Source organism: Ramlibacter algicola, assembly GCF_016641735.1.
GTDB classification, from domain to species: Bacteria; Pseudomonadota; Gammaproteobacteria; order Burkholderiales; family Burkholderiaceae_C; genus Ramlibacter; species Ramlibacter algicola.
Genome location: NZ_JAEDAO010000001.1, coordinates 2,239,850 through 2,261,658 on the forward strand (window position 1 = coordinate 2,239,850; position 21,809 = coordinate 2,261,658).

General features: G+C 69.2%; 21 protein-coding genes. 12 read left to right on the forward strand and 9 right to left on the reverse strand.

Annotated features, from left to right (window positions below; all coding sequences use genetic code 11):
* Positions 1 to 109: 109 nt before the first annotated feature.
* From I8E28_RS10940 to I8E28_RS10960, 5 genes are all read right to left on the reverse strand, one after another.
* Positions 110 to 1,426, reverse strand: coding sequence for a TRAP transporter large permease (locus I8E28_RS10940; RefSeq protein ID WP_200788093.1), 1,317 nt, complete (start codon positions 1,424 to 1,426; stop codon positions 110 to 112).
* 52 nt (positions 1,427 to 1,478) lie between these two features.
* Positions 1,479 to 1,961 carry a TRAP transporter small permease gene (locus I8E28_RS10945; RefSeq protein WP_200788094.1) on the reverse strand — a complete coding sequence of 161 codons (483 nt, stop codon included), beginning with the start codon at positions 1,959 to 1,961 and terminating at the stop codon, positions 1,479 to 1,481.
* A 75-nt stretch (positions 1,962 to 2,036) separates the two neighbouring features.
* The gene (locus I8E28_RS10950) at positions 2,037 to 2,732 is read right to left on the reverse strand and encodes a fumarylacetoacetate hydrolase family protein (protein WP_200788095.1); all 696 of its coding nucleotides are present in this window, start codon (positions 2,730 to 2,732) and stop codon (positions 2,037 to 2,039) included.
* Positions 2,729 to 3,784, reverse strand: coding sequence for a gentisate 1,2-dioxygenase (gene gtdA, locus I8E28_RS10955; protein ID WP_200788096.1), 1,056 nt, complete (start codon positions 3,782 to 3,784; stop codon positions 2,729 to 2,731). Before gtdA ends, I8E28_RS10950 begins: the two co-directional genes overlap by 4 nt.
* Positions 3,785 to 3,812: 28 nt before the next feature.
* Complete coding sequence (locus I8E28_RS10960) at positions 3,813 to 5,006, reverse strand: 3-hydroxybenzoate 6-monooxygenase (protein WP_200788097.1); 1,194 nt, start codon at positions 5,004 to 5,006, stop codon at positions 3,813 to 3,815.
* A gap of 65 nt (positions 5,007 to 5,071) precedes the next feature.
* Between I8E28_RS10960 and I8E28_RS10965 the strand changes: the two genes are divergently transcribed.
* Together I8E28_RS10965 and I8E28_RS10970 are read left to right on the forward strand one after the other, a co-directional pair.
* Entirely contained in the window at positions 5,072 to 5,512 is a 441-nt protein-coding gene (locus I8E28_RS10965) for a MarR family winged helix-turn-helix transcriptional regulator (protein ID WP_200788098.1), read from the forward strand.
* 101 nt (positions 5,513 to 5,613) lie between these two features.
* Positions 5,614 to 6,333 (forward strand): YiaD family glycine zipper/OmpA-like lipoprotein, encoded by a 720-nt coding sequence (locus I8E28_RS10970; RefSeq protein WP_200788099.1) that lies wholly within the window; start codon positions 5,614 to 5,616, stop codon positions 6,331 to 6,333.
* Positions 6,334 to 6,346: 13 nt separating this feature from the next.
* On the opposite strand, the gene I8E28_RS10975 is transcribed toward I8E28_RS10970, so the two are convergent.
* Together I8E28_RS10975 and I8E28_RS10980 are read right to left on the reverse strand one after the other, a co-directional pair.
* Positions 6,347 to 7,825, reverse strand: a complete 1,479-nt coding sequence (locus I8E28_RS10975) for a glutamine synthetase family protein (RefSeq protein WP_200788100.1) — start codon at positions 7,823 to 7,825, stop codon at positions 6,347 to 6,349.
* On the reverse strand, positions 7,822 to 9,210 hold the full coding sequence (locus I8E28_RS10980; protein WP_200788101.1) for a Rieske 2Fe-2S domain-containing protein: 1,389 nt from the start codon (positions 9,208 to 9,210) through the stop codon (positions 7,822 to 7,824). Before I8E28_RS10980 ends, I8E28_RS10975 begins: the two co-directional genes overlap by 4 nt.
* A 74-nt stretch (positions 9,211 to 9,284) precedes the next feature.
* On the opposite strand from I8E28_RS10980, the gene maiA reads away from it, so the two are divergent.
* Positions 9,285 to 9,926 (forward strand): maleylacetoacetate isomerase, encoded by a 642-nt coding sequence (maiA, locus tag I8E28_RS10985; RefSeq protein ID WP_200788102.1) that lies wholly within the window; start codon positions 9,285 to 9,287, stop codon positions 9,924 to 9,926.
* Positions 9,923 to 10,681, forward strand: coding sequence for a peptidoglycan editing factor PgeF (gene pgeF / locus I8E28_RS10990; protein ID WP_338050770.1), 759 nt, complete (start codon positions 9,923 to 9,925; stop codon positions 10,679 to 10,681). The genes maiA and pgeF overlap by 4 nt, the downstream gene beginning before the upstream one ends.
* On the opposite strand, the gene I8E28_RS10995 is transcribed toward pgeF, so the two are convergent.
* Positions 10,613 to 10,903 (reverse strand): hypothetical protein, encoded by a 291-nt coding sequence (locus I8E28_RS10995; protein ID WP_200788103.1) that lies wholly within the window; start codon positions 10,901 to 10,903, stop codon positions 10,613 to 10,615. The two genes, pgeF and I8E28_RS10995, sit on opposite strands and share 69 nt — an antisense overlap.
* A gap of 77 nt (positions 10,904 to 10,980) precedes the next feature.
* On the opposite strand from I8E28_RS10995, the gene I8E28_RS11000 reads away from it, so the two are divergent.
* The 5 genes from I8E28_RS11000 to I8E28_RS11020 all read left to right on the forward strand — a co-directional run bounded on the left by I8E28_RS11000 (position 10,981) and on the right by I8E28_RS11020 (position 16,976).
* Positions 10,981 to 12,678, forward strand: a complete 1,698-nt coding sequence (locus I8E28_RS11000) for a PHA/PHB synthase family protein (RefSeq protein WP_200788104.1) — start codon at positions 10,981 to 10,983, stop codon at positions 12,676 to 12,678.
* A 64-nt stretch (positions 12,679 to 12,742) separates the two neighbouring features.
* Positions 12,743 to 13,924: an acetyl-CoA C-acetyltransferase gene (locus tag I8E28_RS11005; protein ID WP_200788105.1), complete on the forward strand. Its 1,182-nt coding sequence runs from the start codon at positions 12,743 to 12,745 to the stop codon at positions 13,922 to 13,924.
* Between the two features lie 71 nt (positions 13,925 to 13,995).
* Positions 13,996 to 14,736: an acetoacetyl-CoA reductase gene (gene phbB, locus I8E28_RS11010; protein ID WP_200788106.1), complete on the forward strand. Its 741-nt coding sequence runs from the start codon at positions 13,996 to 13,998 to the stop codon at positions 14,734 to 14,736.
* A gap of 116 nt (positions 14,737 to 14,852) precedes the next feature.
* Complete coding sequence (locus tag I8E28_RS11015; protein WP_200788107.1) at positions 14,853 to 15,602, forward strand: response regulator; 750 nt, start codon at positions 14,853 to 14,855, stop codon at positions 15,600 to 15,602.
* A gap of 102 nt (positions 15,603 to 15,704) precedes the next feature.
* The gene (locus I8E28_RS11020; RefSeq protein WP_200788108.1) at positions 15,705 to 16,976 is read left to right on the forward strand and encodes a cytochrome-c peroxidase; all 1,272 of its coding nucleotides are present in this window, start codon (positions 15,705 to 15,707) and stop codon (positions 16,974 to 16,976) included.
* Between the two features lie 3 nt (positions 16,977 to 16,979).
* Here the strand turns inward: I8E28_RS11020 and I8E28_RS11025 are convergent, their stop codons facing one another.
* Entirely contained in the window at positions 16,980 to 17,384 is a 405-nt protein-coding gene (locus I8E28_RS11025; RefSeq protein WP_200788109.1) for an RNA-binding protein, read from the reverse strand.
* Between the two features lie 114 nt (positions 17,385 to 17,498).
* Between I8E28_RS11025 and dusA the strand changes: the two genes are divergently transcribed.
* The 3 genes from dusA (at position 17,499) to I8E28_RS11040 (ending at position 21,809) form a co-directional block, all read left to right on the forward strand.
* Positions 17,499 to 18,500 carry a tRNA dihydrouridine(20/20a) synthase DusA gene (gene dusA / locus I8E28_RS11030; RefSeq protein ID WP_200788110.1) on the forward strand — a complete coding sequence of 334 codons (1,002 nt, stop codon included), beginning with the start codon at positions 17,499 to 17,501 and terminating at the stop codon, positions 18,498 to 18,500.
* 70 nt (positions 18,501 to 18,570) lie between these two features.
* Positions 18,571 to 20,928 (forward strand): bifunctional salicylyl-CoA 5-hydroxylase/oxidoreductase, encoded by a 2,358-nt coding sequence (locus tag I8E28_RS11035; protein ID WP_200788111.1) that lies wholly within the window; start codon positions 18,571 to 18,573, stop codon positions 20,926 to 20,928.
* 20 nt (positions 20,929 to 20,948) lie between these two features.
* Positions 20,949 to 21,809: an enoyl-CoA hydratase family protein gene (locus I8E28_RS11040; protein WP_200788112.1), complete on the forward strand. Its 861-nt coding sequence runs from the start codon at positions 20,949 to 20,951 to the stop codon at positions 21,807 to 21,809.

A 21,809-nucleotide genomic window follows, 5' to 3' on the forward strand; every position in this document is an offset into this window, starting at 1 on the left:
GGGGCGGCTCGGGGCTTCCCCGAGCGGGATTCCCCCAGGAGCCTGGGCGGCAGAGAGACGGGTTCGCGTTGGGTCGAGAAGGGGCCAGGCTAGGCTGCCCCCCAGGCTCCTAGCCGACGTAGCGCACGAGCCAGAGCGAGATCGGGGGGAAGAACAGCAGCAGCAGGGTGCGCAGCGTGTCGCTCACCAGGAAGGGCATGACGCCGCGGTAGCTATCGGCGATCGGAACGTCCTTCGCCATGCCATTGACGATGTACACGTTCAACCCGACCGGTGGCGCCAGCAGCCCGAACTCCACCACCATCAACACCATGATGCCGAACCAGATCGCGACGGATTCCTTGGGCATGCCGAAGTCCAGGCCCATCACCATCGGGAAGAAGATCGGGATCGTCAGCAGGATCATGCTGAGCTCGTCCATCACCGCGCCCAGCACGACGTAGAACAGCAGGATGGCGGCGACCACCGCCAGCGGCGACAGGCCCCAGGACGCCACGGTGGCGGCCAGCTGGTTCGGCACCTGGGTCAGCGCGAGCGCGGCGTTCATCAGGTCGGCGCCGAGGAAGATCAGGAAGATCATCGCCGAGCTCTCGGCCGTCGCGTAGAAGCACTGCTTGAACTTGTCCCAGGTGATCTCGCGCTTGATCAGCGCCGCGACGAAAGTCGAAGCCGCACCGACCGCGGCGCCCTCGGTGGGCGTGAACCAGCCGCCGTAGATGCCGCCGAACACCAGCAGGAAGATCAGCACGATCGGCAGCACGCCGATGATCGCGTCGCGCGTGAGCGCGGGCGCATCGTCGGTCTCGGGTGCCTGGCCCGGCACGAGCCGGACGTAGATCGCGATGGCCACCATGTAGCCGAACATGGCGATGATCCCCGGCACCATGGCGGCCGCGAACAGCTTGGCGATGTTCTGCTCGGTCAGGATCGCGTAGATCACCAGCGGCACGGACGGCGGGATCAGGATGCCCAGCGTGCCGGCGGCGGCCAGGGTGCCGGTAGCGAGGCGGCCGCTGTAGCCGTGCCGCTTCATCTCCGGCAGCGCCACCGACGTGATGGTGGCGGCCGTCGCCACCGACGACCCGCAGATCGCACCGAACGCCGCGCACGCGAGCACGGACGCCATCGCGAGGCCGCCCTTGAAGCGCCCCATCACCGCGGCGGCGAACGAGAACAGCGCCTTGCTGATGCCACCCTGCGTGGCGAAGTGCCCCATCAGGATGAACAGCGGGATCACGCTCAGGTCGTAGCTGGCGAAGCGCGCGAAGGCCTGCGTGTTGAGGAAGTTCGCGAACGGCGCCCAGCCGGTCTGCAGCAGGTAGCCGGCCGTGCCGGCCGCGAACATCGCGATGGAGATCGGCGTGCGGATCGCCATCAGCACCAGCATGGTGGCGAAGATGAGGATGGTGAGGGGCAGCGCGGACATCAGGAAGCCTCCGCCTGCGGCTGCGGTATTCCTCTTCGGGCGGCCGTGCGGGTCATGCGTGCGCCTCCGGCGCGTCGCCGAAGCCGAAGGCGGCTTGCCGGAGGGCGATCAAGGCGGTGAGCACGAAGGGCGGCACCATGGCCGTGTGCACCACCCATTCGGGGAAGCCGAGGATCTGGCTTTCCGTGTGCCCGTTCCAGGCGCTCAGCGCGCCGAGGGTGGTGCGCCACGCGAGCAGCGCGAAGGTCGCGGCCAGCAGCACCGCGCCGATGCGGTCGAGCGTGGCGTTGGTGCGCGCGCTGGCGCGCGCGGTGAAGAAGTCGACGATGATGTTCCCGCGCCGCAGCTGGCACCAGGGCATGAACAGCGCGATGGCCGCGCCGGTCGCGACCCCGGTGAGTTCGAAGTCGCCGACCAGCGTGGTGCCGACGGTATTGCGGCCCAGGAGGCTCGCGCAGGTCATGAGGGTGATCAGCGTGAGCAGCACGCCGGCAAGGACGGCGCAGGCGCGCGCCAGGAGATCGAGCAGCTTCAAGCCGGTCCTTCGAAGTTCGTCGCCGATTGTAAAAAGCGGCCCGCAGGCCGCCTCTCGGGGTGAACGCCGATGGCGTCAGGCGATGCGCACGCGCAGTTCGGTCAGGCCACCGACGCTGCCCACCAGCGTGTCGCCCTGCACGACGGCCGCGACGCCTTCAGGCGTGCCCGTGAAGATCAGGTCGCCGGGCGCGAGCTCCCACGCCGTCGACAGGTGCTCGATGATCTCGCCCAGGTTCCAAATGAGCTTGGACACGTCGCTGCGCTGGCGGTCCTTGCCATTGACCTGCAGGAAGATCTCGGCCTTCTCGATGTCGCCGGCCTGCGCGGCGGGCGTCACGGGACCGCAGGGAGCGGACTGCTCGAAGGACTTGCCGATCTCCCAGGGGCGGCCCTGCTTCTTCATCTCGCCCTGCAGGTCGCGGCGCGTCATGTCCAGGCCGACGGCGTAGCCCCAGATGTGCTTGCGCGCATCGGCGGCCTTGATGTTCTTGCCGCCCGTGCCGATCGCCGCCACCAGTTCGATCTCGTGGTGCAGGTCCTTGGTCAGGCTCGGATATGCGATGGTGGCGGTTTCGCCCGCGGGCACCGGCACGATCGCGTCGGCCGGCTTGAAGAAGAAGAACGGCGGCTCGCGCCCGGTGAACCCCATCTCCTTGGCGTGCTCGACATAGTTGCGGCCGACGCAGATGACGCGGCGCACCGGGAATCGCTCGCCGCGGCCGATGACGGGCAGCGAGACCTGCGGGGGAGGGGTGATGACGAAGCTCATGACAGCCTTTCTTCCTTGTGGATGGACAGCGCGGCGTGCACCGGCCGGTCCGAGAAACTGAACAGGACGCAGCCCGCGTCGGAACGAAGCCGGGCAGTGTGCCACGAGGGCACCACGAAGTGATCGCGTGGGCCGAACGCGAACGACCAGCGCTGCTCGCCGCACTCGATGTCGACGCTGCCCGTGCCCTCGACGACGCTGTACACGGCGCCATCGGTCTGCCGCCAGCCCTGGCCACGGAAACCGGCGGGCAGCTTCTGCAGGAAGGTCGCGATGGTCGGCATCGGCGAGCCGCCGGTCTGCGGGTTCACGTAGCGCAGCTTCACGCCCTCCCACGGGTCGAGGGGCGCGCCGCGCTCGAGCGTGTCCAGTGCTTCGCGGCTGCGCTCGTACGGGTAGCTGAAGATCGGTGACGTCGCGCCGAACGGCGCGTCGTGGCGCACCGGCGCCATGTTGTGCCCGTAGCGCGCGAAGCTGCTGCCTTCGGAGCGCGTGACCTGCTGCGACCGCGCGGTGTCGTTCTCGGCAAAGCCCGCGTCGAAGAACCGGAGCATCGGGATGTCCAGGCCATCGAGCCACACGACCGGGCCGTCGGCTTCGCTGCCATGGTCGTGCCAGGTCCACGACGGCGTGATGATGAAGTCGCCCGGCTTCATGGTCGTGCGTTCGCCGTCGACGGCGGTGTAGGCGCCGCTGCCCTCGACGATGAATCGCAGTGCGCTCTGCGTGTGGCGGTGGCTGGGCGCCACTTCGCCCGGCAGGATCAGCTGCAGGCCCGCGTACAGCGACTGCGTGATGCACGACTGGCCGCGCAACGCCGGGTTCTCCAGGATCAGCACGCGGCGCACGGCTTCTTCCGCAGTGATCGCCTCGCCGGCGCGCATCAGGAAGGGACGGACCTCGTCGTACTTCCACAGCGCCGGCACGCAGGGCGTCGCCGGTCTCTGCGGCACGAGCGCATGCAGCACTTCCCACAGCGGCGTGAGGTGGTGCGGGTGCATGTCGCGGTACAGCTGTTCGCGCACGTGCAGTGCAGTGTCGGGGGCGTTCATTCCGTTCTCCTTCGGATCGGGCGGCACGTCATGTGAACAGCCGCTCCGGGTCGATGCCTTCGTACATCCACTTCAGGCCGGCGAATCCGGCGGATTCCTGGCCCGACTGGAACATGCGGTTGCGCAACTCACGGGCGACGCCGCTCGCATGGTAGATGTCGCCGTAGAACCGCGCGGTCAGCTGCACCCGGCCCGTGCGCAGGTAGCGGGCGCGCTGGTACAGCTGGAACGCCTGCGGCCAGTCGCCCTTCGCATGGCGCAGCGCGGCGCCGAGCACGACGGCGTCCTCGATGGCCTGCCCGGCGCCTTGCGCCAGGTACTGCAGCATCGGGTGCGCCGCGTCGCCCAGCAGCGTGACGCGGCCCTGGGTCCAGTTGTCCACCGGCTCGCGGTCGCACAGCACCCACATCTTCCAGGTCTCGATCTTGCCCAGCAGCTCGCGCACCGGCGGCACGGCGTGGGCGAAGCGTTCGTTCAGTTCCGCGGTGTCGCCGAAGGTGTTCCAGCCTTCGTCGTACTTGCTGCTGTGGAACACCGCGACCAGGTTGAACAGCTCGCCGCGGCGCAGCGGGTAGTGCACCAGGTGCGTCTTCTCGCCGCCCCACAGCAGCACGTCGTCGCTCCACAGGTGCGCCGGCACGTCTTCGCGCTTGAGGACCGCGCGGTACGCGATGTGTCCCGACACGCGCGGCTTGCCGTCGCCCACCACCGCTTCGCGGATGCGGCTCCACAGGCCGTCGGCGCCGACCAGGGCCGCGCCCTCCAGCACTTCGCCACCAGCCAGCTTCACGCGGACGCCGCTCGCGTCCTGCGCGAAACCCTCGACTTTGGCCGAGGTACGCAGCGTCACGCCCGGCAGCGACTTGCACGCGGCGAGGAACACGTCGTGCAGGTCGGCGCGGTAGATCACGCCGTAGGGAAAGCCATAGGTGGCGACGGCAGCGTCGCCGAGCGGCACGCGCACCACCTTCTCGCCGGTGCGCACGTCGTTCATTCCCAGGCCGGGCGGGAAGTACGCCACGCGGCGGATGGCGTCGGTGAGCCCGAGCCGCTCGAACATGCGGAAGATGTTCGGCCCCAGCTGGATGCCGGCGCCGATCTCGCCGAAGGCGGCGGACTGTTCCAGCACCGTGACGGGGACGCCGTCGCAAGCCAGCACGTATGCAGCCGCGAGGCCGCCGATGCCGCCGCCGGCGACGAGGACGGGACGAGGGGAGGGCATGAAATGCTAAGAATACATACGAATTGCGGACACGGCAATGCGGGGTGCTGGCTACACTCGCGCGCATGCCCAAGAGCTACGACTTCCGCCAGGCGCCCGGGCACCTGATCCGGCGCGCGCACCAGGTCGCGGTCGCGGTGTTCATGGAGGAGACCGCGGCGCACGAAGTCACGCCGGTGCAGTTCGCGATCCTGAACGCGCTGATGGACGACCCTGGCGAGGACCAGGTGACGCTGGCCGGCCGCGTGGCGTTCGATGCGGCGACGTTCGGCTCCGTCATCGGCCGGCTCGAAGCCAAGGGCTGGGTGCGGCGCCAGCTGGACGGCGCGGACCGGCGGCGCAAGCTGCTCTGGGTCACGGCCGAGGGTGAGCAGGCCGCGCAGGCAATGAAGAGGTCCGTGGCCAAGGCGCAGCGCCGCATCCTCGGGCCGCTGGACGCCGCGGAGCAGGAGCAGCTCGTCGGGCTGCTCGCCAAGCTCGTCCGTGGGCACGAAGAAGGGACGTGAACCGCAGACGGGTCCTGCACGACCTGTCGGCAGTGTCCGGTGCAGGGCTGGCGCGCCGCGGCCTTCAATCGCAAGGTCAAGCAGAAGAAAGGACGACGACCATGCGACGCAGATTCCACATGACCCTGCTGTGCACCAGCCTCGCCGCAGTGCTGGCCACCGGCTGCGCCGAGATGCAGCAGATGAGCCCGACGGCGCGCAACACCGCCATCGGTGCCGGCATCGGCGGCGTCGCCGGCGCGGCGATCGGCCGCGATACCAAGGGTGCGGCCATCGGCGCCGGCCTGGGCGCCCTCGGCGGCTATGTCTGGTCGCGCCAGATGGAGCAGAAGAAGCAGGCGATGGAGCAGGCGACGGTGGGCACCGGCGTCGCCGTCACCCAGACCGCGGACAACCAGCTGAAGCTGAACATCCCCAGCGACATCTCCTTCGACACCAACCGCGCCGACATCAAGCCGAACCTGCGGCCGGTGCTGGACCAGTTCGCGCAGGGCCTGTCGCAGCAGCCGAACACCGAAGTGCGCATCGTCGGCCACACCGACAGCACCGGCAGCGACGCGATCAACGATCCACTCTCGCTGCGCCGTGCCGAGGCGGCGCGCGAGTATCTCGCGGCGCGCGGCGTGAACCCGGCGCAGGTCCTGGTGGCGGGGCGTGGGTCGCACGAGCCCGTCGCGGACAACAACTCGGACACGGGCCGGTCGCGCAACCGCCGCGTGGAGATCTTCCTCGGCGAACGCCAGAACGTCGCGGCGGCCCCGCAGCAGCAGCCGCAGCCGATGCCACAGCAGCCGGGCATCCAGGCTCGCCCGGTGCGCTGAGCTAGAGCAGGGCTCAAAAGCGCGAGAAGTACTCGCGCCGCTGGAAGTCCAGCTTGTCCTGCGCCGCCTCGTGGCGCTGGTGCTCGAACGCCTTGACCTGGCAGAAGTAGTCGACGAAGCCGCTGCCGAACGCGCGCACCAGCGGCTCGTCGGCGCGCAGCGCTTCGATCGCCTCACCCAACGAGGTCGGCAGGCGGACGTCGGCCGGGCCGTAGGGCGCCTCCGTAGCGGGTGGCGGTTGCAGGCCGCGCTCGATGCCGTCCAGGCCCGCATGCACCTGCGACGCGAAGTACAGGTACGGGTTCGCTGCCGGTTCGCCGATGCGGTTCTCGATGCGCGTTGCCGCATCGCCGGCACCGCCGACGACGCGCAGCATCGCGCCGCGGTTGTCGCTCCCCCACAGCACCGACTGCGGCGCGAGCGCGTTCGGGCGGAAGCGGCCGAAGCCGTTGGCGGTCGGCGTGCAGAACACGGCCATCGCGCGGCCGTGGTCTAGCAAGCCGGCGAGGTACTGCGCGCCGAGGTCGCTCAAGGCATGCGTCGCATCGGCGGGCGTTGAGCCGGCCGCCGGTGATTCGCGCATGAACACGTTGCGGCCCGTCTCCGCGTCGACCAGCGACTGGTGCAGGTGCCAGCCGCTGGACATGATCTCGGGGAAGGGCGGGCGGCACATGAAGGTCGCGTGGTAGCCAGCGCGGCGCAGCGCCTGCCGCACGCCATTGCGGAACAGCACCATGTTGTCGGCGGCGGTGAGCGCATCGGTCGCGTCGAACACGGCCTCCACCTGGCTCGGGCCGAGTTCGATCTCCAGCGACGACAGCGGCAGGCCCAGGCCTTCCGCCGTGCGCCGCACGACGCGCAGCGCGTCGTCGGCGAGGTCGCCCCAGTTCTCGGCGAGCAGGTTGTAGCCGGGGTGGATCAGGCGCACGCCCGGTGGCTGGCCGGGCCACGCGGCAGTCTCCGGGTCGAGTTCGGGTGCGTCGTCGGTGATGCGGTAGATGTGGAACTCGACCTCGAGCCCGCAGCGCATCGCCAGGCCCCGCGGTGCCAGCCGCGCGAGCGCGTCCTGCAGCACGCGCCGGCTGTCCAGCGACACCGGCGTGCCGTCCTGGAACCAGGGCTGCGCGCGCAACCAGCCGGTGGCCGGCGCCCATGGCAGCTGCCGGTAGCTGTCCGGGTCGGGCAGCAGCAGGAGGTTGTTGGCGAATGCGAAGCCGGGCAGCGACGCGGTGCCGCCCGGCTCGAATACCTTGAACGCCGTGCGATCCGAGGTGTCCTTGAGCATCAGCGTGCTGACCATGCTGATGCCCTCGTGCAGCGCGCGCTGCGCGGCGCGGACCGTCAGCGCCTTGCCGCGCGTGACGCCGTGCAGGTCGCACCACGCGATGCGCACCAGGTCGACGCCGCTGGCCTCGATCAGCCCCGAGAGCTGCGCGGCGGAATGCTGCCGCTGCGCGTCGTCGAGGCCGCAGCGCTGGGCGAAGCTGCTCATGCCACCGTCGCGGCGGCGGGCGCCTTCCCGGTCCAGGGCGCGCCGGCGCGCTTGGCGTCGGCACGCTCGCGCCACCAGGTGGGCCAGGCGCCCGCGGGGGCGATGCCGTCGACGGTGTCGGGGCCGTGCATCCCGCTGGCCAGCGACGCGTCGGCGACGCCGGGCGCGGATCCACCTTGTTCGACCGAGTCGATCGCCTGCAGCAGCATCCGCCGGTTGGCCATGATGACCTTGTCGGTGGTGCCCAGGTGCTCACGCGTGCGGTCCTGGATCGGCCCCATGCTCTCGACCGCCCACTGGTCATGCACGTTGATGTCCTCCTCGCCCATGCCGAGGAAGGTGCGCGTGCGCTGCTCGTCGGGGTTGAACCCCCAGCCGTTGTGGCGACCGGACTTCGGGACGTAGTCCGGCAGCGAGATGAACTGCAGCCGCTGGTTGCGCATCGCGGCCTTGTCGACCGGGCCCGCGAAGCTGGTGAACACCGAATACCAGTAGGTGTGCGTGTCGTCGACCGGCACGTGCATCTGCGTGATCGTGAGCGTCTCCGACAGCGGGATGACGAAGGTGTGCGGAAAGATCGCATGCGTCACGCGCACGTGCGTCAGGTCCTGCGTCATCGGGCGCAGCGCGGTGAGCTGCAGGCCCCAGGGACGCGGTTCGAAACTGATCTCCGGCTGGTGGAACTCCCGCATGATCCGCGTCATCGGCCACTTCTCGCCACCGGGCGCTTCGCCTGCGCTGGCGCTGCGGAACTGCTTGCCCGCCGGGTTGTCGCCGATCGCGTCGAGCGCCTCGTCGCTGAGGAAGCGGTGCAGGAACGAAGGATGCGCCGGGTCGATGCCGACTTCGAACGCCTGCAGCCAGTTGCAGTGCCACAGGCCCTTGAACGCGAAGGTGTGCGTGCCCGGCGCGGCGAAGCAGTCGAAGGCAGGGAAGGGCGGCGGCTCGCTGCCTTCGTCGCCGAACCAGCCGAACAGGATGCCGCTGCGTTCGAGCACCGGGTAGCTGCGCTGCTTGACGCGTTCGCAAAGGCGGCTGCCGGCGGGCTCGCCGGGCGTCTCCAGGCAGGCGCCGGCCGCGTCGAACTTCCAGCCGTGGAAGGGGCAGCGCACGCCATCACCTTCGTGGCGGCCGAACGCAAGGTCGGCGTTGCGGTGCGGGCAGTCGCGATCGAGCAGGCCCCAGCGTCCGGACGCGTCGCGGAAGACGATGAGGTCCTGCCCCAGTACGCGCACGGCCTTGAGCGGCCGGTTCGCCATGCGGGGGTCGAGGACCGGATCGAATTCGTCCACCAGCGCCACCGGCTGCCAGTAGCGGCGCATCAACGCGCCGCAGGCGGTGCCGGGGCCGATGCGCGTGACGCGCTCGTTCTGCTCGGCTTTCATCGCTGCTCCTTCGGGCGTGCCGCAACCCGTCGCGCCAGTGTAGCGGCGGCTTTCCGCGGGTTTATCCTTGCCGCATGAAGCTGCACAACTACTTCCGCTCCTCGGCGTCGTTCCGCGTGCGCATCGCGCTCGAACTCAAGGGCCTGCCGTACGAGTACGTGCCCGTGCACCTGGTCAAGGGCGAGCACAAGCAGGAAGGCTACGCGGCGCTGTCGCCCTCGATGCTGGTGCCCACGCTGGTCACCGATGCCGGCGAGCACCTCGGGCAGTCGATGGCGATCATCGAGTGGCTCGACGAAACGCATCCGCAACAGCCGCTCATGCCGCGCGATCCCCTGGGGCGTGCGCGCGTCCGCGCGTTGTCGCAGCTGATCGCGTGCGAGATCCATCCGCTGAACAACCTGCGCGTGCTGAAGTACCTCACGCAGGAACTGAAGGTGGACGAGGAGACCAAGGCCACGTGGTACCGCCACTGGGTGCGCGAGGGCCTGCTGGCCTTCGAGCGTGAACTCGCGCAGCTGCCGCGCGGCAAGTACGCGTACGGCGACACGCCGACGCTGGTCGACTGCTGCCTGGTGCCGCAGATCTTCAACGGCAAGCGCTTCAACACCGACTACTCCGGCCTCGATCGCACGATGGCCGCGTTCGATGCCTGCATGGAGTTGCCCGCGTTCCAGCGCGCGCAACCATCCCATCAACCGGACAACGAAGCGTGAGCGTCGCGTTGCGGTCCGGTTGGCTGGCCGGCGACTGGCCCGCCGGCGACGGCGTGCTCGCCACCTGCTCGACCCGCACGGGCGGCGTGTCGAACGCGCCGTACGACAGCCTCAATCTGGGTGACCACGTGAACGACGACCCGGCCGCGGTCGCCGCGAACCGTCGCCGCTATGCGGAAGCGCTTGGTGCGCGACCCGTGTTCCTGCGCCAGGTGCACGGGACGGGCATCGTGCCGCTCAGCGCGGCGACACCCGATGGCACCGAGGCCGATGCGTGCTGGACGCGCGAGCGCGGCATCGCCTGCACGATCCTCGTCGCCGACTGCATGCCGGTGCTGCTCGCGGATGCGCGGGACGGCATCGTGGGCGCCGCGCACTGCGGCTGGCGCGGACTCGCTGGCGGCGTCCTGCCGAACGTGCTGCAAGCGATGGGCGTGGGCGATGGCGTGCGGCTGCGTGCGTGGCTCGGCCCCTGCATCGGCCCGCAGCGGTTCGAGGTGGGTGAAGACGTGCTCGCTGCCTTCACGAAAGACGATGCGGACGCGGTGCGCTTCTTCAGGCCGCACGCGCAAGGCAAGTTCCTGGCGGATCTTCCGGCACTCGCGCGCCGGCAGCTGGCCGGACTGGGCATCACGCAGGTGGAAGGCAACGACGGCAGCGACGCGTGGTGCACCGTGACGCAGGGGTCACGGTTCTTTTCGCACCGGCGTGACCGCGTCAGCGGCCGCTTCGCCGCCAGCATCTGGCTGGCCTGACGCGGCCGCGGCCTGCGCCGCTTCCCGCTCAGCTTGCTCCCGGGCGCGCATGGCCTTCTTGCGGGCCGGGGTGCCCATGATGTACATCAAGAGCGCCACCGGCGCGAGACCGTAGAACACGAACGTGACGATGGCACCGAGCACGGTGCCGTTGCTGTTCGTGGCTTCGGCCACGGCCATCATGAGCGCGACATACAGCCACGCGACTGCGACGATGTACATGGAGAGCTGGCTGGATGTTGCGGTGCAACATTGAAGCTGCGATACTGCGGGAAAACCCCGAAGAACAGGAGACAAGGATGCATTCTGACCCAACGTGGGCGGCCGCCGCGCAGCACTTCCAGCACACGCTCGGCGAGCAGTGGACGAAGGCGATGCAGGCTTTCGGCAGCTTCCAGCCTCCGACTGCGGCGGGTCCCGCCGCTCTCCCGCAGATCCAGTTTTCCCCCGACAAGCTCGCGGCCCTGCAGCAGGCGTACCTGCAGGAAGCGGCGGAGCTGTGGAACAAGGGACTGGCGGGCGCCGCGGCGAGCGACAAGCGCTTTGCCTCCGAGGCATGGGGCGGCAACCCGGTCGCCGCGTTCACGGCGGCCGTGTACCTGCTCAATGGCCGCACGCTGATGGGCCTGGTCGACGCGACCGAGACCGACGCCAAGACCAAGGCGCGCCTGCGCTTCGCGGTGGAGCAGTGGATGGCCGCAACCGCGCCGAGCAACTTCATGGCGCTCAATGCCGAGGCGCAGAAGAAGGCGATCGAGACGCGCGGCGAAAGCATCGCCAAGGGCCTGCAGAACCTGCTGCACGACATGCAGCAGGGCCACGTGTCGATGACCGACGAGAGCCAGTTCGAGGTCGGGCGCAACGTCGCCACCACCGAAGGCGCGGTCGTCTACGAGAACGAACTGTTCCAGCTGGTCGAATACAAGCCGACGACGGCCAAGGTGTACGAGCGGCCGTACCTGGTCGTGCCGCCTTGCATCAACAAGTTCTACATCCTCGACCTGCAGCCGGAGAACTCGCTGGTCAAGCACCTCGTCGACCAGGGCCACCGCACCTTCGTCGTGAGCTGGCGCAATCCCGACGAGTCGATGCAGCAGCTGACGTGGGACGACTACGTCGCCGACGGCCCGATCGAGGCGGTCCGCGTCGTGCAGGAGATCGGTGGCAGCAAGCAGATCAACGCGCTGGGCTTCTGCGTCGGCGGCACGCTGCTCGGCACCGCGCTGGCGGTGCTGGCGGCGCGCGGCGAGAAGCCGGTGCACTCGGCGACGTTCCTGACCACGCTGCTGGACTTCACGACCACCGGCGTGCTGGACGTGTTCATCGACGAGGCATTCGTGAAGTTCCGCGAGATGCAACTGGCCAGCGGCGGCATGCTCAAGGGCCAGGAGCTCGCGTCGACCTTCAGCTTCCTGCGCCCGAACGACCTGGTGTGGAACTACGTCGTCGGCAACTACCTCAAGGGCGAGACGCCGCCCGCGTTCGACCTGCTTTACTGGAACAGCGACTCGACCAACCTGCCGGGCCCGATGTACGCCTGGTACCTGCGCAACACCTACCTCGAGAACAACCTGGTCAAGCCGGGCAAGCTCGTGGTCTGCGACGAGAAGATCGATTTCCGGAAGGTCGACCTGCCGGTCTACATCTACGGCTCGCGCGAGGACCACATCGTGCCGATCGACGCCGCGTATGCGAGCGTCAAGCACCTGCCGGGCAAGAAGCGCTTCGTGATGGGCGCGTCCGGCCACATCGCCGGCGTGATCAACCCGCCGGCGAAGAAGAAGCGCTCGTACTGGACCAACGACAAGCTGCCCGCGACGCACGAGGAGTGGCTCGCCGGCGCCACCGAGCATCCGGGCAGCTGGTGGACCGACTGGACCGCCTGGCTCAAGCCGCACGGCGGCAAGCAGGTGGCCGCGCCCAAGCGCTACGGCAAGGGAACGCAGTACAAAGCGATCGAGCCCGCCCCCGGCCGCTACGTGAAGGTGAAGTCCTGAGCGCAGCGAAGGACTTCATCCCGGCGAAAGCCGCGATCCACCCCCATCCCAAAGGAACGCCCCCATGGAAGACATCGTCATCGTTTCCGCCGTTCGCACCGCGATCGGCAAGTTCGGCGGCTCGCTCGCCAAGGTGCCCGCGCCGGAGCTCGGCGCCATCGTGATCCGCGAGGCGCTCGCGCGCGCCAACGTCGACCCGGCGCAGGTCAGCGAAGTCATCATGGGCCAGGTGCTCGCGGCGGGCTCGGGGCAGAACCCCGCGCGCCAGGCGCTGATCAAGGCGGGGCTGCCCAAGGAAGTGCCGGGCCTGACCATCAACGCCGTCTGCGGCTCGGGCCTGAAGGCCGTGATGCTGGCCGCGCAGGCCATCGCCTGGGGCGATGCCGAGATCGTGGTCGCGGGCGGGCAGGAGAACATGAGCGCCGCGCCGCACGTGCTGCTGAACTCGCGCGACGGCCAGCGCATGGGCGACTGGAAGATGATCGATTCGATGATCGTCGACGGCCTCTGGGACGTCTACAACCAGTACCACATGGGCGTCACGGCCGAGAACGTCGCCAGGGAGCACAACATCGCGCGCGCCGCGCAGGACGAGCTCGCGCTGGCCAGCCAGCGGAAGGCCGCGGGCGCGCAGGAAGCCGGCCGGTTCAAGGACGAGATCGTCCCCGTCTCCATCCCGCAGAAGAAGGGCGACCCGGTCGTCTTCGCGCAGGACGAGTTCATCAACAAGAAGACCAGTGCCGAGGCGCTCGCGGGTCTCCGCCCGGCGTTCGACAAGGCCGGCACGGTGACGGCCGGCAATGCATCGGGCATCAACGACGGCGCCGCGGCGCTGGTCGTGATGTCGGCGAAGAAGGCGCAGGCGCTGGGCCTGAAGCCGCTGGCGCGCATCGCCTCGTTCGGCACCTCCGGCCTCGATCCGGCCACGATGGGCATGGGCCCGGTGCCCGCCTCGCGCAAGGCGCTGCAGCGCGCCGGCTGGAAGGTGCAGGACGTCGACCTGTTCGAGCTCAACGAAGCCTTCGCGGCGCAGGCCTGTGCGGTCAACAAGGCGCTGGACATCGACCCGGCCAAGGTCAACGTCAACGGCGGCGCCATCGCGCTGGGCCACCCCATCGGTGCGTCCGGTGCGCGCATCCTCGTCACGCTGCTGCACGAGATGCAGCGCCGGGACGCGAAGAAGGGGCTCGCCGCGCTTTGCATCGGCGGCGGCATGGGAGTTTCCCTCGCCGTGGACCGGGGTTGATTGGCTAGAGTGGGTCGCGTCCGCGGCTTCGGCACGCACCCCGGCTTTGTCGCAATTTGCAAGGAGAACACATGGCTCAGCAGAAGATCGCTTACGTCACCGGGGGCATGGGGGGCATCGGCACCGCCATCTGCCAACGCCTGCACAAGGAAGGCTTCAAGGTCATCGCGGGTTGCGGTCCATCGCGCGACTACACCAAGTGGCTCGACGAGCAGAAGGCGCAGGGCTTCACCTTCCACGCGTCGGTCGGCAACGTCGCCGAGTGGGATTCGACGGTCAGCGCGTTCAGCAAGGCCAAGGCCGAGCACGGCCCGATCGACGTGCTGGTGAACAACGCCGGCATCACCCGCGACCGCATGTTCCTCAAGATGACGCGCGAGGACTGGGACGCGGTGATCGAGACCAACCTCAACTCCATGTTCAACGTGACCAAGCAGGTGGTCAGCGACATGGTCGAGCGGGGCTGGGGCCGCATCGTCAACATCTCGTCGGTCAACGGCGAGAAGGGCCAGTCGGGGCAGACCAACTACTCGGCGGCCAAGGCCGGCATGCACGGCTTCTCGATGGCGCTGGCGCAGGAACTGGCGGGCAAGGGCGTGACCGTCAACACCGTCAGCCCGGGCTACATCGGCACCGACATGGTCCGCGCCGTGCGCCAGGACGTCCTGGACAAGATCATCGCCACCATCCCGGTCAAGCGGCTCGGCGAGCCGTCCGAGATCGCGTCGATCATCGCGTGGCTGGCGGGCGAGGAGAGCGGGTACACCACCGGCGCCGATTTCTCGATCAACGGCGGCATGCACATGCACTAGTGCTGAGCCGTCAACGGTTTCCGGGCCGGTTTAATTCCGGTTCCGGATGTCACAGTCGTCACGACATGAAGCCCGCGGGAACGCGGGCTTCATGCATTGTGGAGGGCTTGTTCCTGATGAGGACCCCCGAGCGCCGGCTGACAACGGGCGAGGGTCCCGACCCGCGAGTGACCCAAAGAAAAAGAATCCTGATCGTCGAAGACGATGCGTCGATCGGCGCGGCGTTGTCCGAGTACCTGCAGTCGCAGGGCTTCGCCACGACCGTGCTGATGAACGGCCTGCACGTGGAGCCCGAGGTGCGCCGGGCCGAACCGGCGCTGGTGCTGCTGGACGTCACCCTGCCGGGCCTGGACGGCCTCGAGGTGTGCCACCAGCTGCGCCGCTTTTCCGCCGTGCCGATCATCATGCTGAGCGCGCGCGACGAGGAGATCGACCGCGCGCTCGGCCTCGAGCTGGGCGCCGACGACTACGTGTGCAAGCCATTCGGCACGCGCGAGATCCTCGCCCGCATCAAGGCGCAATTGCGCCGCGCCGAGGGCCGCCTCGGCGCCAGCGTGTCGCAGCATGGGTTCCGCGTCGACGACGCGGGCCGGCGCATCGCGTTCGGCGAGGCCTGGCTGCCGCTCACGCCGCAGGAATATCGCCTGCTACGCAAGCTGCTGTCGCGCCCCGGCCACCTGTTCACGCGCGAGGACCTGCTCGATCCCGCCGACGATGGCTCGCGCGCGCCGAGCGACCGCGCCGTGGACAGCCACGTGAAGAACCTGCGGCGCAAGCTCGCGCCCGCGTGCGGGGACGCGGTGGCCATCGTTTCCGTCTACGGGGCCGGCTACCGACTCGAAGCCACGTCGCTCGCCACAGCCTGAGCGCGACCGCAGGATGAGCCGCGCCTGCGGCCTTCCTCCGCAATGCCTCCACGGTTGCTTCCAAGAATGGCCGACTTTGATCGACCAACGAGGAAGCAGACGATGCCCCTGAGCTTGCACGGGACCTGGCGCCATGCCCCCGCCACCGCCGCGATCACGGCGCTGATCACCGGTTGTGGCGGCGGTGGAGGCGGCGGGCCGGCCCAGCCGCCGTCCGCAGCAGCCACTGCCACGCCATCCGCCGCGGCGGTGCCCGCGTCGGTGTCGCAATCCCCGCAGGTCGCCGCCGTGCTGCGCCTCGACCCGCAGCTCCCCAGCTACGCGCCGACGCTGCCCGCGCACTTCGCGGGCGTCGGGGCGCTGGAGAACACGCCGGTCGGCACGGTGGAATCGCCGGTGGTCGCAACGCTCGGGCGTGTGCTGTTCTACGAGCGCCAGTTGAGCGTCAGTGGCGCGGTGTCGTGCGCCACCTGCCACAACCAGGCGACCGACTTCGGCGATGCGACTCGCTTTTCGCTGGGCGTCGACGGCCTCACCGGCAACCGACACGCCATGCGGCTGGCCAACGTGCGGTACTACCAGCCCGGCACGATGTTCTGGGACAAGCGAGCCGCCACCTTGCAGGAGCAGGTCACGCAGCCGGTGCAGAACCCGGTGGAGCAGGGCTTCGACGCCGCGCATGGCGGCCTCGCGGCGGCGACGCAGCGCCTGCAGCAGCTGCCGTACTACAGCGACCTGTTCACGGCGGCCTTCGGCGATCCCGCGATCAACGAGCAACGCGTGCAGCAGGCGCTGGCGCAGTTCGTGCGCGGCATCGTGTCGACGAACAGCCGATGGGACGAAGGCGCGGCGAAGGTGTTCGACGCGGCATTGCCCGACAAGGGCTTCAACAAGCCCTTCCCGAACTTCACCGAGGAAGAGAACCGCGGGCGCTTCCTGTTCATGGCGCCGCGCAACGAAGGCGGCCAGAACTGCGCCGCCTGCCACGCGCCGCCGACCTTCGCGCTGACCAACTCCGGCAACAACGGCCTCGACGCGGGCGAGGCGATCCGCTTCAAGTCACCGTCGTTGAAGAACGTCGGCCACTCGGGCGCCTTCATGCACGACGGCCGGTTCTCCAGCCTGGAGCAGGTCGTGGAGCACTACAGTTCGGGCGTGCAGGACGGCCCTGGCCTCGACGGGCGCCTGAAGAACCCGGATGGCACGCCGGCCCGGCCCAACCTGTCGACGGAGGACAAGGCGGCGCTGGTGGCGTTCCTGCGCACGCTCAGCGACCCCGTGCTGGCGGTGGACCCGCGCTTCAGCGACCCGTTCCGGACGACGGACGCATCGGCCTCCGCTTCGGTGTCGGCCGATGCATCGGCGTCCCCGTGACGGTCAGGCCAGGTCCTCGATCACCAGCATCCGGTACTTCTGCGCGTGCGCGACGGGATGGCCGCGCAGCGCGTGCATCACCCGCTCGCTGTCGTCGCTGTCCGGCGCACGCACGAGCAACGCGTGGTGGCCCTGCGAGGCGTACTGCGCGAACCGCCGCACGGTGTCGGCCTCGGTACCGGGCGAGGGGAGCGTCGCACCCGAATCGCCAATGGTGCGGACGACCTGGCCCAGCATCACCTCGGGCGTGATCAGCTGGATGTCGGCATCGGCCAGGCCCGCGTCCACCAGGGCGCGGCCCGCTGCCTCGGCGGCACCGGCGTCGGGCAGCATCAGCAGGATGTGGCCCGTCGGGTAGAACTGCCCGCGGATGTTGGTCATGTCCTTCGTGAGCTCGAAGTGCTTCATCGGGAAACGGCTCTTTCTGCTTCGTTCCCTGCATTGCAGCCCCGGTGCCGCGGTCGCACTGTCGTCCGGCGAGGCTTGCCCCTGTAGGAAGTCGCCCGCGCGGTGCCCGGTACGATGGCGGCCGTGACTGCTTTCCCTTCCGCGGAGCAGTGGCGCCTGTCGGTGGCTCCCATGATGGACTGGACCGACCGCCACTGCCGCCACTTCCACCGCCTGCTCAGCGACCGCGCCCTCCTGTACACCGAGATGGTGACCACGGGCGCGCTGCTGCACGGCGACGTGCCGCGCCACCTCGACTTCGGCGACGACGAGCATCCGGTCGCCCTGCAGCTGGGCGGCAGCGAGCCGCACGACCTGGCGCATTGCGCCAAGCTGGGCGAGCAGTGGGGCTACGACGAGATCAACCTGAACTGCGGCTGCCCGAGCGAGCGGGTGCAGCGCGGCGCGTTCGGCGCCTGCCTGATGGCCGAGCCGCAGCTGGTGGCCGACTGCGTGAAGGCGATGGTCGACGCCGTGGCGGTGCCCGTGACCGTCAAGCACCGCATCGGCATCGACAAGACCGAGAGCTATGACTTCGTGCGCGACTTCATCGGCGTGGTGTCGGAAGCAGGCTGCCGCGTGTTCATCGTGCACGCGCGCAATGCCTGGCTGAAGGGTCTGTCGCCGAAGGAGAACCGCGAGGTGCCGCCGCTGCGCTACGAGCTGGTGCACCGTCTCAAGCGCGAGTTCCCGCACCTCGTGATCGCCATCAACGGCGGATTGACCACCACGGCGCAGGTGCGCGAGGAACTGCAGCACGTCGACGGCGCCATGATCGGCCGCGAGGCGTACCACAACCCCTGGTGGCTGGCGTCGTGGGACCAGGACTTCTACGGCGACGCGCCGCGCGACCTCACGCGCGAAGCGGTCGAGGAGGCGATGGTCGAGTACATGGTGCGCGAAGCGTCCGCGCACGGCACCCCGTGGGCGTCGATCGCGCGCCACATGCTCGGGCTGCGCCACGGCCTGCCTGGCGCGCGGCGCTGGCGCCAGGTCTGGAGCGATCACCGCCTGAAGGCCGAAGACCCGCGCGTGGTGATGCGGCTGGCGCACCAGGGGGCGCCCGCGATCGCCTGAACGCGACCGTGCGAGGGTGGCGCGGCCACCCAGATGCTTTAAACTTCAATTATCCAGGCTTGGAGCATCCATGAAGATCGTCTGCATCGGCGGCGGCCCGGCCGGCCTGTACTTCGCCCTGCTGATGAAGAAGCAGGACCCGCGCCACGACATCACCGTCGTCGAGCGCAACCGCCCCTACGACACCTTCGGCTGGGGCGTCGTGTTCTCCGACCAGACGCTGGGCAACCTGCAGGCCGCGGACGCACCGACGGCGGACGAGATCCTCGGCGCGTTCAACCACTGGGACGACATCGAGGTCCACATCCGCGGCGAGACCTTTCGCTCGGGCGGCCACGGCTTCTGCGGCATCGGCCGCAAGCGCCTGCTGAACATCCTGCAGAAGCGCTGCGAGGACCTGGGCGTCAAGCTGCAGTTCGAGACCGACGTGCAGGACGAGTCCGCCTACGCCGATGCCGACCTGGTGATCGCCAGCGACGGCCTGAACAGCCGTGTCCGCACGCGCTACGCGGCGACCTACCAGCCCGACATCGACCTGCGCGACTGCCGCTTCGTCTGGCTGGGCACGCACAAGAAGTTCGAGGCGTTCACCTTCGCGTTCGAGGAGACGCCGCACGGCTGGTTCCAGGCGCACGCGTACCAGTTCGATGGCGACACCTCGACCTTCATCATCGAGACGCCCGAGGACGTCTGGCGCAAGGCAGGCCTCGAGGACATGCCGAAGGAGGAGGCGATCGCCTTCTGCGAGCGGCTGTTCGCGAAATACCTCGATGGCCAGCCTCTGATGTCGAACGCGTCGCACCTGCGCGGCTCGTCGCAATGGATCCGGTTCCCGCGCGTGGTGTGCCGCACCTGGGTGCACCACAACGGCCGGCAGCCGGTGGTGCTGATGGGTGACGCCGCGCACACGGCGCACTTCTCGATCGGCTCGGGCACCAAGCTCGCGCTGGAGGACGCGATCGAGCTCGCGCGCCGCATCGGCGCCGCGGACGGTGACCTGCCGCAGGCGCTGGCCACCTACGAGGCCGTGCGCAGCGTCGAGGTGTTGAAGATCCAGAACGCGGCGCGCAACTCGACCGAGTGGTTCGAGAACGTCGATCGCTACGTCAACCTGCCGCCGCGCCAGTTCGCCTACTCGCTGCTGACGCGCAGCCAGCGCATCAGCCACGAGAACCTGCGCCTGCGCGACCGCGGCTACGTCGAGCAGCACGAAGACTGGATTGCGCAGGTGGCCGGCGTGCGGCGCGAGCCCGCGCAGCAGTCGGTGCCGCCGATGCTGACGCCCTTCAAGCTGCGCGACGTCACGCTGAAGAACCGCGTCGTCGTCTCGCCGATGGCGCAGTACTCCTGCGTCGACGGCGTGCCGGCCGACTACCACCTCGTCCACCTCGGCGCGCGCGCCATGGGCGGCGCGGGCATGGTGGTGGCGGAGATGACCTGCACGTCGGCCGACGCGCGCATCACGCCGGGCTGCCCCGGCCTGTGGAGCGAGCAGCAGTGCACGGGCTGGAAGCGCATCGTCGATTTCGTCCATGCCAACACGGACGCGAAGATCGCCATGCAGCTGGGCCACGCGGGTCCCAAGGGATCGACGCGCGTGCCCTGGGAAGGCGAGGACCAGCCGCTGGCCGAAGGCAACTGGCCACTGCTGTCCGCTTCGCCGCAGCAGTACATCGACGGCGTGAGCGACTGGTCGCGTGCGATGACTCGCGCCGACATGGACCGCGTGGGTGACGATTTCGTGCGCAGTACGCGCTTCGCGGCGCAGGCTGGCTTCGACTGGCTGGAGCTGCACTGCGCGCACGGCTACCTGCTCTCCAGCTTCATTTCGCCGTTGACCAACCAGCGCACCGACGAGTACGGCGGCTCGCTGGAGAACCGGTTGCGCTATCCGCTGGAGATCTTCCGCGCGATGCGCGCCGCCTGGCCGCAGCACCTGCCGATGTCGGTGCGCATCTCCGCGCACGACTGGGTCGACGGTGGCATCACGCCGGACGACGCGGTGGAGATCGCGCGCATGTTCAAGGCCGCGGGCTGCGACCTGGTCGACTGCTCGTCGGGCCAGGTGAGCAAGAAGCAGAAGCCGGTGTACGGCCGCATGTACCAGACGCCGTTCGCCGACCGCGTGCGCAACGAAGCGGGCATCGCGACGATGGCCGTCGGCGCCATCACCGATGCGGACCAGGTCAACAGCATCATCGCGGCCGGGCGTGCGGACCTGTGCGCGATCGCACGGCCACACCTGGCCGATCCGGCCTGGACGCTGCACGAAGCCGCCAAGCTCGGGTACACCGGCGTGCGCTGGCCCGTGCAGTACCTGTCGGGCAAGTCGCAGCTGGAGCGCAACCTCGAACGCGACCGGCAGGTGGCCGCGCAGAACGCCGGCCTGAGTGCCCTCGAGCAGGCCAACCGGGCGCAGGGCGCCTGAGCCCACGACAAGGAGACGACATGCAGGACACGGACAACCGGGTCGACCCGGCGCTGGTGGCGGGCAACCGCAAGAAACTGGCAGGCTATGCCGCACGCCACTTCGGCTGGTCGGTGCAGGGCAAGGTCGCGACCATCACGCTGAACCGGCCCGAGCGCAAGAACCCGCTCACGTTCGATTCGTACGCGGAACTGCGCGACCTGTTCGGCCAGCTGCGCCATGCCACCGACGTGCATGCCGTCGTGGTGACGGGCGCGGGCGGCAACTTCTGCTCCGGCGGCGACGTGCACGAGATCATCGGCCCGCTGGTGCAACTCGAAGCGCCGGAACTGCTGATGTTCACGCGCATGACGGGCGACCTGGTGAAGACGATGCGCGCGTGTCCGCAGCCGATCGTCGCGGCGATCGACGGCGTGTGCGCCGGGGCTGGCGCGATCGTCGCGATGGCTTCCGACCTGCGCCTGGGAACGACGCGCAGCAAGACCGCGTTCCTGTTCAACCGCGTCGGCCTGGCCGGTTGCGACATGGGCGCCTGCGCGCTGCTGCCGCGCATCATCGGCCAGGGGCGTGCGAGCGAACTGCTGTACACGGGCCGCTCGATGACGGGCGAGGAGGGCGAGCGCTGGGGCTTCTTCAACCGCCTGTGCGAGCCGGACGCCGTGCTCGCCGAAGCGCAGAAGCTCGCCACCGACATCGCGTCCGGCCCGACCTTCGCCAACGGCATCACCAAGACCATGCTCCACCAGGAGTGGGCGATGACCATCGACCAGGCCATCGAAGCCGAGGCACAGGCGCAGGCCATCTGCATGATGACCGAGGACTTCACCCGCGCGTACAAGGCGTTCGTGGCCAGGCAGAAGCCGGTGTTCGAGGGGAACTGA